We start from the raw sequence: 12,086 nt of genomic DNA on the forward strand, positions 1-12,086 counted from the left end.
ATTAAAGAAGAATTTATGGAAAGAATATTAAAAAATATTTTAGTCACCGGTGGAGCTGGTTTTATTGGAGCTAATTTTTTGCACTATCTCGCAAAAATTGGATTTAAGGGAAGGGTTGTGAATTTAGACTCGTTGACTTATGCAGGAGATTTAGATAATATCAAGGGCATTGAAAATAAAATTAACTATAGATTTGTGAAAGGTGATATAAGAGATAGTAATTTATTGCAAACAATTTTTGAAGAAGAAAAATTTGATACAGTTGTTCACTTCGCTGCAGAAAGCCATGTGGACAATTCTATAAAAGGTCCAAAAATTTTTTTAGAAACAAACGTAATCGGAACTTATGAATTACTTGCAACGGCTAAAAATTTTTGGGAAAAGAATCAAAACATTTCATCTGGTGTTTTGTTTCATCATATTTCAACAGATGAAGTTTATGGCTCTCTCGGTGAAACCGGGTATTTTACAGAAGACACTCCTTACGATCCATCCTCACCTTATTCAGCTTCTAAAGCTTCATCAGACCATTTTGTTATGGCATACCACAGAACGTATAATTTACCAGTTACAATTTCTAATTGCTCGAACAATTATGGGCCTTTTCAAAATAAAGAAAAGCTAATTCCTCTAATGATTACAAATGCTATTTCTGGAAATAAGCTACCGGTTTATGGAGATGGAAAAAATATTCGTGATTGGTTGTATGTCGAAGATCATTGTGATGCGATTTGGGCAATTTTACAAAAAGGAGAAACGGGCAGGACTTATAATATTGGTGGGAACAACGAGTGGAAAAATATTGACATTGTGAAATATATTTGCAAGGTATTGGGAAATCTTACAGAAAATCCTGTTCAATATTATGAAAATTTAATTTCTTATGTAAATGATCGCCCCGGGCACGATAGGCGTTATGCGATAGATTCATCAAGAATTCAAAAAGAAATAAACTGGTTTCCAAAAGAAACTTTTGAAACCGGAATTGAAAAAACTGTTCGATTTTATTTAAAAAATATAAATTGACAATATTTCCTAATAGAATAATTTAATTGTGATATCTTTGACATTCAATTGCCAAGGGTATTTATTTTTATTGAAAAGAGGATAACGAATGAAAAAATTTTTTGCTATAGTATTCACTCTAACATTATTTGTAACTGTTAGTTCTCAAGTTTATGCAGATGGTTGCTATATCTGTGCATCAGGTTCCAGCTGCCAACAATGCAAATACAAAGGCTCCGATACTTTTGACCAAAGAAAAAAGTGTGAAGCAGCTGGCTGTAAAGTTACAGGTACTGCATCTTGTTCAACCGCAGCTAATGTAAAAGTTTGCTCTGCAAAACTTGATAAGTTAAAAATTGATGAGATGTTAGCTCAAGGCGAAATAAAAAAGTAAAATTTTTCTCAATTCAATTACCACATTCAAAAAGAATGTGGTAATCACACTTAAATTCATCTTTCTATACAATCGCATGTCTTTCCCTTCAACCTTTAAACTTCAATTCAGAGGACTGAGAACGGTAGTAGAGTAGTTAGAATTCTTTTTTAAATTGGTTTATCTTTTAATTTAAGGTTTTGATCTTTCGCTTTTAGTGCAGTTTTTGCACTTTTCGTGCAAAAATGTGGGATCTCCACTCTTTTCAGTAAAGTGCATGTTTTATACCAATTGTTCACCTTTTATGCAAAAATGTGGGAACTCCAATTCAGAGGACTGATAACGGAAGTCTGAGGTCGGAAATAGTGGAGGTAGAATCTTTGCATATAGGTTTATCTTTTAGGATGAGGTTTTGAGCTTTAGTAGAGTTTTTGAAATTTCGCTTTTAGTTCAGTTTTTGCACTTTTTGTGCTAAAATGTGGGATCTCCACTCTTTTCAGTAAAGTGCATGTTTTATACCAATTGTTCACCTTTCACGCAAAAATGTGGGAACTCCAATTCGGAGAACAGGAGACTGAAACCTGAGGGCTGAAATAGAGGAGCTATGATTTTTTTAATTTGGTTTATCTTGTAGATAGAGATTTTGAGCTTTAGTATAGTTTTTAGTATTTCGCTTTTAGTTCAGATTTTGCTCTTTTCGTGCAAAAATGTGGGATCTCCATCGTTTTCGGGGATTAAAAAAAATTACGCATTTAATACAGATTTGGGACTTTTTCTGTAAAAACTAAAAAAATTTTCCTAAAATTGCAAAAATTTTATTTCTATCGTGATATTTTTTACCTTATAAAGGAGAGTAGAAAATTTTACTTTAAGGAGAAATTTATGAACCCACAAAAATATGCAGAAACCCAATCGAGTTTGCTTGTTCCAGCAAAATATATGGACGAGTTCAATAGAAGAACGACAGGTTTATCAAGGAGGAAATATTTGCACGCACTGTTGAACAGATATAGAAATGTGATTCTTTGGGAACTTTTTGAGAAGATGGAGAGGGTAAAAAAGGCGTATCAAGAAGTCGGACAAAATTTGCAGAAGAAGAATTTTACCCCAAATAACGAAGACTGGATTGAGCTTGGTATTCTTGCAGACTGGCTTGGCACCACAAAGACCGCTCTTTTTACTCTTTTGTTGGTGCTTGACCTTGCCGAATGGGACATAATTCTCCCCAGCAGATTCTTCGAGAATGGAGTTCCCACCCCGGTGACCACGATTGCGGGGGGAGCTTACCTTTCCAAGAGAAAAACAACCCGATACAATAGACTAAAACGACACAAACCCGACGAAAAGAAAACACCCTAATAAAAAAGACAAAAGCGACAAAAACAAAAAGCCTAGCTTTAATTAGGCTTTAATACGAGCCTATCGTTCGGATCAGAATTTTTCATCTTGTCCAAAGAAATAGTTCTAAACCTACCGTCCACATACATTTTCATTTGGTTTTGAAAGTGTTTACTTTTTCGGTGGCCTGATTGACCGAGGTATCCTATAATCGCTATTTCATCCATCTTAGAAAAGTCAATAAGTCTTCTCATACTCGGTCCGGAACTAGGCTTAAAATCTCTTGCATGAAATTTGGACTTGATGTTATTGATTACCTCAGCCCCACCGGATACCGGCAAAGTCTTAGAATTAAAGATAAGATTCATGGGTGGTACACTTCCGATTGGGTGAGAAAGTTCTAATTTGCTTAACCTTCCCCATTTCCAATTTTTAGGATTTTTGTCTAATTTTCCTAAAAGCGAAAGTGTGGTTGCACCTAACGCACGATACACAATATCTTTTGGAGTATCTTTTTCCGGTGTATGAATATTGTCCCACCATGAACTTTTTTCATTTAGGTATGCCCATTTAAAATAGTGAAAAATTCTATTTGTACTCGCTAAAAATTTAAACCTTTCTTCGCCCATTTCGTCTGCAAACATTTCTCTTGCCAATTGATAGCGAAGTTCAGAAAATACAGCTCCCCCTGCTTCATTTTTATTTCCCTGTCTATCCCACTTTTGCAAAATTTCCAAAGTTTCTTTTTCTCTTTTAGTTAGCTTGTCTTCAGACAACTTAATTAAAGAAAAGAATGGATTTAAAATAAAGTCACTACCTTCAAAATAAGTATCGATGATGACTTCCTTCATATCTTCTAAGTCCCATTTTTTATTTTGTCTAAGAAGGGCATTAATTCTATTTCCTCTATCATCTGCTTGCCAATAACCATTCAACCTGTAACCCAAGTGAGAGGCAGGACGATTATTTGCAGTCACAATAATTCCTGCAGGTGGGTTTATAGAATGAGGGTTTTGAGAAAAAGGAATTTCTCTACCCCACTCAAATTTTCCTGAAGTACCGTCTAAGATTCGGTCAGTTGGGAAATTTTTTTCAAATAGCCCTCCTGCCGCCCAAAATGCAATATTACCTTTTTTATCTGCATACACTATATTTAAGCCGGGTGCTTTAAGGTGTGAAAGCGCAGACTCAAAATATTTCATATCTTTTGAATGATTCATTTTGTACATGGCTTCATGAATTTTATTGTTTGCATCAAACATATTCCAACGAAGTGCAATAGGATTTTTTTCATCTAACAGTGAATCTGCAATCTCATTTAAAAAAACTCCGTGTCTAGATTCTTTTACAATTAGCTTAACTGGCTCTTCTCCTTTTACTTTAATCAATTCTTCCGTAGTTTGGATATTTTCAGGTTTTCCTTGAAACATAATTTGATTTGAATTGTTCGGGTTTAGAGTTTCTTTATAAAAATCCATATCATCGTTTTCAAACATTGTCAAAGTCCAAGCAAAATCTTTGTTAAACCCGATTACTGCAAATGGAGTGAGAGCTAAAAAATGTCCGTATATATCAAAGTTCGGCGTATTTAGATAAGCTTCAAACCAAACAGAAGGATTTGCATAACCTATATGAGGATCATTTGCGATAATTGCCTGACCTGATTTGGTTTTCTTAGGTGAAATAGCCCAAGAATTACTACCTTCAAGCATCGGAATCCCGTGCTCTTCTAATGTAGATCGAATCTCAGTCATAGAGGAGCTGATAGCCAAACTTATTTTTTGAGAATCATCTACAATGATCGGAGCAAAAGTAGGATCATCTTTTGTAAGCTCTGCAATTTTAATTGCACCATATTCCTTTTCTAAAGAAGTAATCACAGGATCTACATTAAATGCTTCTGCAAATGAATACCCCATATAAGCTGCCATTCCAAAAATATCCGATTTTGCGAATTCTTCTCTTCCAATTCCAAGAATTGCAAACTCCACAGGAAGAGGCCCTTTTTTCAAAAAGTAATTTAAGCCTTTGACGTATTGATCCACTGCTCTTGTAACTTCCGGTGGGACAGAGCTTTCGTATTTATTCAGCCATTTTTCTGAATTTCTTTTAAAGCCGAGAGAGCGAAATAGTTTGTCTGTTTTAATTAACTTTGGTCCGAGTAGTTCAGACAATCTCCCACCGACTACTCTTCTCATAATCTCCATTTGAAATAGTCTTTCAGAAGCATGGACATAGCCAAAAGCAAGATACAAGTCGTCTTCATTTTTTGCGAATATATGTGGAACCCCAAATTCATCGTTGTGCACTTCTACTTCATCTTTGAGTCCTTCTAAGACCAACGTACCTTTAGACTTTGGGACTTTTGAAGACATCCAAAAATTCACACCAAGTACTATTACAATAATACAAATTATAAAAATTAATAAAGGCTTCCAGAATTGAAATTTCTTCGTAGTTTGACTTTTTGAATCTTGGTTTGCATGTATGCTCATCACTTTTCCTCTTAATTGAATTTATTTTTAACTCACTAACAAAAGTCAATTAAAGATTAGCCGACTACTACATATTCTATCGGATATTTGTATTTTGGGATTTTTGCTTTTGGGGTAAATGCTACAAACATTGTAAAAATTCCTACTCTACCGGAAAACATAACGACAGAAATTATAATCTTTCCAAAATCACTCAAAGAAGGCGTAATTCCGCGTGTTAATCCGACTGTTCCAAATGCAGAAACTACCTCGTAGGAAATATCTAAAAATTCAAATTTCTCGTTTAGTATTAATGCAAAAATAGCTACAAAAATTATAAAAAAAGAAAGTACGATAGACGCAGAAGCTCTAGAGATGGATGCAGGAGAAATCGTTCTTTTGAAAATTTCTAACCGATCTTTTCCTTTCACTAAATCCAAAATATGTAGTAGTGCTACTGCAAAAGTAGAAGTTTTAATCCCACCTCCCGTAGAATTGGGCGAGGCTCCCACCCACATTAAAAATAAAGAAAAAAATACCATAGGTACGCCCATACTCGAAAGACTCAGGGTATTAAATCCGGCAGTTCTTGTGGAAATACTATAAAACAAAGAATGAAACACTCTATCTTGTATATTTAAATTTTGTAAGGTGAATTTTTGCTCTAGACTCAAATAGGCAATGGCACCAAGGGCAATAAGAACTCCAGTGGTGATGATCACAAGTTTAGAAGAAATTGAAAGTCTTTTGTATGGATTATTCGGAGAAATAAATCTTTTAATAACCTCACTCATAACGGGAAACCCAAGCCCTCCCATAACAATTAAAAACATTATCACTGACAAAAATGGTTTATTGGAAAATAAAAAACTCTCTCCCATGTTATTGGAAAAAAGAGAAAACCCTGCGTTACAAAATGCAGATATAGCATGAAAAATCGCAGAAAATAATTTCTCTGAAAAAGTGAGGTTTGCTTCAACCGGCATATATCGAAAAAGTAGAGCTGCCCCAATTCCTTCAATCGCAAGAGTTTGAATGGCTACTTGTCGTATTATCCCTGTAACTTTTCCAAGTGCGTCTTCACTTAGCAAATCTTTCATTAATAGTCTGTCTGTCACCGAAGATTGTCCTGCTAAAAATATAGCAAAAAATGTGGTCAGGGTCATTAGTCCAAGTCCACCAATTTGAATTAAAAATAAAATTATAAATTGTCCGAACTTTGTAAAAGACTGTGAAATATCTAAAGTAGAAAGACCGGTTACACAAGTAGCACTTACCACGGTAAATAAAATATCTATACTTCTTACAGAAACTTTTTGTGCTTTGGGCAAGTGCAAAGCAGAAAATCCAACTAAAATCACAAATGCAAAACTAAGTAAAAATACCAAAGAAGGGTTGATTCGATTTAAACTATAAATTCTTGTAGATCGAAAAAATCTTGTAGCATTTGAAAATATTAAAAAAAGTTGATTGATGGATAAAAATAATAGTGCAGCTTCGTTTGTGCCGATTTCGCCTAACTTCAAATATTCGATTATATCTTTTTCAAAAACCTTCTGTAATAAAACTAAAATAGAAATAATTATTTCTATTTTATGAGTCTTTGCGTAAATTCTATACCTTTCTCTTGTGAATAAAAAAGAAATAGTTTCATAAGCTAATAAATAATTGATTGCAAAGGAATTGATAAACCTTATCTTAGGTGCCCACTCTACGGGATAATAAAATCCGAATTCAATCAGAAGTGTTGCAATTGAAATCGTTCCGGAAAGTGCAAAGACAAACTTCCCTAAACCGTATAAATTTTCATGGTAGAGAATTCTTATTCTTTTTCCAAAATCATTTATACTTTCTAAAAAATAAAGAAATTGTATTTTTACTTTTCTATACTTCATCGAGTATTTTCCAAATATCGTTTGAGCTATTCTTTATATCATTTATTCCCTTTTCAATTAAAATCTTTTCAGTTAATAATTTTAGAGAAACTACATCGGCTGCACAGTATCTGATTAATCTGTTTTTTGATATTTCATCTCCATACCGATTCCAGTTGTCCCACAAAATAACTGCTTCAAACCCATCTACTCCTTTTAAGTCGTAAGGTCTCTGAATCCCGATTTTATATTCTATCGACTTCAGTCCTCCTTTGTAACCTAAGTGATAACACACCCAACGAAGATCAACATGAGGACAGGAAATTTCTCCTATTCTAAAAAAATTCTGAATCACGGGTAAATCGAAAGAGCTGCCGTTGAAAGTTGACAACAATTGTATTTTCGGTAATAGCTCTAAAAATTCGTCTAAGTTTTCATTTCTCAAAAATCTATAAAGTTTTCCTTCGTGTAAGCAAACAATCAATGAAATCCCTGAATTTGAATCCAAGCCTTCTGTCTCTATGTCTAAAAAAGTTATCTTATCAAAATATCTTTCTAATAGCCTCCACTTATCTTGAGATAGAAGATTTTTTGCAAAAAAATAAATATCTTCTCTTTTTAAAGCCTTAGAATTTTCTTCTGCTTCAGAGATAAGTTTTTTAGAAAAATTTTTTGAAAAAGGCATCTCTTCTTGTTTAGATATCACCTTCGACCAATTGTCAAACCCGGCAGATTCTAACTTTTCTAAATTTTTTTTTCCGACTCCTTTAAAATGCAAAAATGCTTTATCTATCATTTAGTGTACTTTTTCTCTTTTACGAATCAGTGAATTGGCAGCTCTTTCCAATCGGTTTTCTGATTTTTTTCTATTTTCGTAATCTTCGTTGTATTGACTGTAGTTGTGAGATATTGAATACACTTTCTTTTTAATTTTTGGAATATAGATTTCATTTTTTAGAATGGAAAGAATGATGCTTTTTGTGCATTCTATGGCTGCATTTGTTTCAGTCAAAAAGTCTTCTGTTTCTCTATCACTAATTCCAGGGGGAAGTGGTGGAACACAAGAAGGGCACCCCGAGTCGCATTCACACTCTTCTAAGATTGTATAACACAAATTCATTGCATCGATTATTTTTTCGTAAATTTTTTCTGAGTACCCTGCGCCCCCTTCTTGCGCATCATACACAAATATAGAGGTTCTGAATTGTGCGTTAGGCGAAGCTGGTAGCCCTACATCGGTTTCAATATCTCTCGAATCTGCCATACACAAAACAGGAGAAATCCTCTTTAGTATATAGCTCAAACCAAAAAGAGCCGAGTCAATGTACCTTCTGTCTGTCACATTCATTTTTTCTACCCAGTTCATAGAAGGGGTGAGTGTAAAACCCGTAGTCTCGTAATCAAAAGAATCGAGAGTGATCGGTCCATACCCTATATTCTCGTGAGTTTTTTCTTTAATTTTTTTGTATAGTTTGGGTTGCTTTTTTACTTCTATATAGCCAAATTTTAATTCACTTTCGTTTAAAACTTTTGATTCATCTTCGTCTATCATCTGAATCATGTTTTCCCAAACTGCCTCGGTAAAATAATCAACCTCTGTCCATTCTACCTTGCAAAGTTTTTTCTCTAAATCCAAATCCAAAGACATATATTTTTTTCCAAGGTGTTGATAGATCGCATCTTTGTATAAGGCACCCCTCGCACCTATTGGATCGATCTCTCCTATTACTTCAGTCCCACAGTATATGTCTATATTGTAATCTGTCATCCCTCTTAGGTTAACCCCTCTTGCAGGGTAATCTCCCGCAGAGTAACGAAAACTCTCTCCATAAGGAGAAAGCATTTTCTTTTTTAGCAAAGTGTCTATCGCAATAGATGCTATTTCTCCGTGAAAGTATTTGTTTTTAGAAGTCAGCGGGTATTCATAAGCAGCGCAAGGAAGGTGTTGCAATAAAATGTAAGGATTTTCCGGGTTTAACCAAGCCTCTTCAGAAGGAGTACTTGTAATGAAATCGGGGTGATTTACGATGTATTGATCTATTGGTGTATCTTTTGCAATAAATACTATAAAAGAGTGGTTTCCTTTTCTTCCTACCCTTCCTGCTTGTTGCCAAAAACTTGCTACTGTTCCAGGGTGACCACTCAAAATACACAAAGACATGTCCCCAATATCAATTCCTAGTTCAAGTGCGTTAGTTGTAATGATAGTATTGATTTTTCCAGAAAATAGGTCTTTTTCTAATTGCCTTCTTTCGTTTGGAAGCAGTCCACCTCTATAGGGTTTAATCTTTTCCCGGAGATCTTCATTTCTATCGGTAACTGCTCTGTATAGTCTTTCTACTTCTTGTCTTCCTTTACAAAAACAAATAGTCCGAATTCCAAACTTTGTCGCATAACGCATGAGTGGGATAGAAATAGAGCCGGTTCCTTTTCTGTATAAAGTTTCTCCTTGACTTTTTACCAAAGACGGATTGATAAGAAATATTTCTCTATTAGGTCTTGGAGAGCCGTCTTTTTCTATTACTTCAAATTTTCTTTGAAACAGTAATTCTACGTGTTCTTTCGGATTTCCAATTGTCGCAGAAGAGCAAACAAAAATGGGCTTACTACCATAAATTTCACAAACCCTCAAAAGCCTTTTGAATACGTTGGATACATGTGATCCGAAAGAGCCTCTATAGGTATGAACCTCGTCAACAACAATATATTTTAATCTGGATAAAATATTTTTCCACTTTCTATTGTGATTAGGTAAAATCCCGGAATGAAGCATATCGGGATTTGTAATTATAAAGTCTGCACTTTTTAAAATTTTTTCTCTTTCTTCTCTGGAAGTGTCCCCGTCAAAAGTGCCAATTTTTCTTGAGTCGGTTGCAGCTTGTAATAATTTTCCGAGCGTTCCTTCTTGATCACGAGATAAGGCTTTCGTAGGGTACATCATCATTACGCTAAAGGGTGGGTCTTTTTGGATATAGTCATTTAAAATAGGCAACAAAAAAGATAAAGTTTTACCGCTTGCAGTTCTTGAAACAAGCACTGTATCTTTCTCGCGAGAAATAGAATGAAATGCTTCTTTTTGGTGAGAGTAAAGCGAGTGAAAACCTTGCTCTATTAAAACATTTTTTAACTTTTCGTTCAACTCTTTTGGAAAATCAGAAAAATCTCCATGTTCTTTATCAATCAATTTGTGAAATCGAATTTCCTTTTCAAAAAAAGTTTTGATATAGGAAGAAATTTTTCTATTATCTGACATAATCAAGATAAGAAAAGCATTTATCATTTGTTTAGTCAAGAAAAAAGTTTCGGGGTTAGATTGAATAAGATTATGAATGACAGTGAAAATGGTTTTAAAATACTGCAAAATCAATAAGAAAATGGACTTAAAGCCGGCAAAAGAATTAAAAAAATCAACATCAGAGCTTATCGAGAGTTTTAACACTCGTTGGGAAAAATTAAATTTGCAAACTAATTATGATAGGCTTATTTCCTACAACGAACAAGTAAAAGACCCTAAGCTGTGGGACAATCCAGAAAATGCCCAAAGAATCACTAAGGAAAAAAATAGCTTAGAGAAAAAATTGGAGCCTTGGCTAAATTTAAAAAAAGAATTATTTGATTTTCCGGATTTGATCGATTTGACTATGGAAGAGTTCGGTGAAGATGGTTTAGAAAGTTTAAACGAAGACTATAGGAAATTATCGAAAGAGTTAGAAGAGCTTGAACTACTTGGGGCGTTAAGCGGAGAAGACGATAGAAGAGGAGCATTTTTCAATATTCATCCGGGTGCCGGTGGAACAGAAAGCCAAGACTGGGCAGAGATGCTGCTTAGAATGTACACTCGTTACTTTGAAAAAAAGGGGTTTCACGTAGATTTAGTTGATCACCAAGAGGGAGAAGGTGCAGGTATAAAAAATGCAACTCTATTGGTGCAAGGGGAAAATGTTTTTGGTTATTTAAAAGGAGAAAATGGGATTCACAGGCTTGTTAGGATTTCACCCTTTGATTCCAATAAAAGAAGACATACATCATTTGTATCGGTGCACGTTACCCCGGAAGTGGACGACGATATAAATATTGTAATTGATGAAAAAGATCTAAGAATAGATACCTATAGGTCTTCTGGTGCAGGCGGCCAACACGTAAACAAAACTGATTCAGCAGTTCGCATGACGCATATACCGACAGGAATAGTAGTTCAGTGTCAAAACGAGAGATCACAAATTAAAAATCGCGCAACCGCCATGAAGATGTTAAAAGCAAGACTATATGAAATGGAGCAAGAAAAAAATAAAGAAGAGCTTCAAAAGAAATCAGGAGAAAAAAAAGACATTGCATGGGGTTCCCAAATCAGAAGCTACGTATTTCATCCCTATAATTTAATCAAAGACCATAGAACAGACTACGAAACTGCAAATATTTCTCCAGTCATGGACGGAGACCTAGACCAATTTATTTTTTCTTATTTAAAATATATTTCTTAATGAACACAATTTACTCAGATTACTTAAAAGAAAAAAGATTGTACCGATATCTGAATTATTTTTTTAAAATTTTTGGCTATGGGAGCATTGCTCTATTTTTCTACCTTCTCTGGGGATTAAAATACACAGAGCCTCACTATGTTATCTTGCCCTATTTTGGTTTGTACGTAAACTTATCTACCTTAGTACTTCATAAATATTTTGAAATTCCAAGAATTTTTTTTCTGCTCCAATCCGAAAATACTACAATTTCAGATGAATGCTATTCTGTAATTGATAAAAATAGAGAAGAAATATTAAAGCCAGTTATCGTAGATCTATTTGGTTGGAGTAATTTGGATACATATATCTCATCCAACAAAGAAGAAATTATTTCTTTTTTAAATAATCCAAAAAGAATAGATTGGAAAAAAATAGGGAAATGGTATTTTACAAAATTTACCATCATCTCTCTATTCTCTTACTGGTTTGCTTTTTCTTAAAAAAACCTCTTGACTTATTCAGTTGTTTAACCTGAAATAGTTTTGTCTTGAGCACCCAC

General features: G+C 34.3%; 9 protein-coding genes. 5 read left to right on the forward strand and 4 right to left on the reverse strand.

Annotated features, from left to right (window positions below; genetic code table 11):
- Positions 1 to 15 precede the first annotated feature (15 nt).
- The 3 genes from rfbB (at position 16) to HS129_13495 (ending at position 2,737) form a co-directional block, all read left to right on the forward strand.
- Entirely contained in the window at positions 16 to 1,026 is a 1,011-nt protein-coding gene (gene rfbB / locus HS129_13485; GenBank protein MBE7413050.1) for a dTDP-glucose 4,6-dehydratase, read from the forward strand.
- Positions 1,027 to 1,114: 88 nt separating this feature from the next.
- Entirely contained in the window at positions 1,115 to 1,399 is a 285-nt protein-coding gene (locus tag HS129_13490) for a hypothetical protein (protein ID MBE7413051.1), read from the forward strand.
- A gap of 861 nt (positions 1,400 to 2,260) precedes the next feature.
- A complete protein-coding gene (locus HS129_13495; protein ID MBE7413052.1) occupies positions 2,261 to 2,737 on the forward strand; it encodes a DUF1564 family protein in 477 nt (158 codons plus the stop codon).
- 38 nt (positions 2,738 to 2,775) lie between these two features.
- Here HS129_13495 and HS129_13500 read toward each other — a convergent pair whose 3' ends face one another.
- From HS129_13500 to HS129_13515, 4 genes are read right to left on the reverse strand one after another with little or no spacing between them, the layout of a single operon-like run.
- Entirely contained in the window at positions 2,776 to 5,211 is a 2,436-nt protein-coding gene (locus tag HS129_13500; GenBank protein MBE7413053.1) for a penicillin acylase family protein, read from the reverse strand.
- Between the two features lie 56 nt (positions 5,212 to 5,267).
- The gene (locus tag HS129_13505; GenBank protein MBE7413054.1) at positions 5,268 to 7,085 is read right to left on the reverse strand and encodes a portal protein; all 1,818 of its coding nucleotides are present in this window, start codon (positions 7,083 to 7,085) and stop codon (positions 5,268 to 5,270) included.
- On the reverse strand, positions 7,075 to 7,860 hold the full coding sequence (locus HS129_13510) for a ribonuclease H-like domain-containing protein (GenBank protein ID MBE7413055.1): 786 nt from the start codon (positions 7,858 to 7,860) through the stop codon (positions 7,075 to 7,077). Before HS129_13510 ends, HS129_13505 begins: the two co-directional genes overlap by 11 nt.
- A complete protein-coding gene (locus HS129_13515) occupies positions 7,861 to 10,248 on the reverse strand; it encodes a DEAD/DEAH box helicase (protein ID MBE7413056.1) in 2,388 nt (795 codons plus the stop codon).
- 190 nt (positions 10,249 to 10,438) lie between these two features.
- On the opposite strand from HS129_13515, the gene HS129_13520 reads away from it, so the two are divergent.
- Together HS129_13520 and HS129_13525 are read left to right on the forward strand one after the other, a co-directional pair.
- Complete coding sequence (locus HS129_13520) at positions 10,439 to 11,545, forward strand: peptide chain release factor 2 (protein ID MBE7413057.1); 1,107 nt, start codon at positions 10,439 to 10,441, stop codon at positions 11,543 to 11,545.
- Positions 11,545 to 12,027 (forward strand): hypothetical protein, encoded by a 483-nt coding sequence (locus tag HS129_13525; protein MBE7413058.1) that lies wholly within the window; start codon positions 11,545 to 11,547, stop codon positions 12,025 to 12,027. Before HS129_13520 ends, HS129_13525 begins: the two co-directional genes overlap by 1 nt.
- The last annotated feature ends 59 nt before the right edge of the window (positions 12,028 to 12,086 follow it).

This window comes from Leptospiraceae bacterium, from assembly GCA_015075105.1.
Taxonomy (GTDB): Bacteria; Spirochaetota; Leptospiria; order Leptospirales; family Leptospiraceae; genus JABWCC01.

Excerpts from the sequence above, each read along its gene's own strand:
- rfbB (MBE7413050.1), top strand. The coding sequence starts at position 16 with ATGGAAAGAATATTAAAAAATATTTTAGTCACCGGTGGAGCTGGTTTT.
- HS129_13490 (MBE7413051.1), top strand. The coding sequence starts at position 1,115 with ATGAAAAAATTTTTTGCTATAGTATTCACTCTAACATTATTTGTAACT.
- HS129_13495 (MBE7413052.1), top strand. The coding sequence starts at position 2,261 with ATGAACCCACAAAAATATGCAGAAACCCAATCGAGTTTGCTTGTTCCA.
- HS129_13500 (MBE7413053.1), bottom strand. The coding sequence starts at position 5,211 with ATGAGCATACATGCAAACCAAGATTCAAAAAGTCAAACTACGAAGAAA.
- HS129_13505 (MBE7413054.1), bottom strand. The coding sequence starts at position 7,085 with ATGAAGTATAGAAAAGTAAAAATACAATTTCTTTATTTTTTAGAAAGT.
- HS129_13510 (MBE7413055.1), bottom strand. The coding sequence starts at position 7,860 with ATGATAGATAAAGCATTTTTGCATTTTAAAGGAGTCGGAAAAAAAAAT.
- HS129_13520 (MBE7413057.1), top strand. The coding sequence starts at position 10,439 with ATGGACTTAAAGCCGGCAAAAGAATTAAAAAAATCAACATCAGAGCTT.
- HS129_13525 (MBE7413058.1), top strand. The coding sequence starts at position 11,545 with ATGAACACAATTTACTCAGATTACTTAAAAGAAAAAAGATTGTACCGA.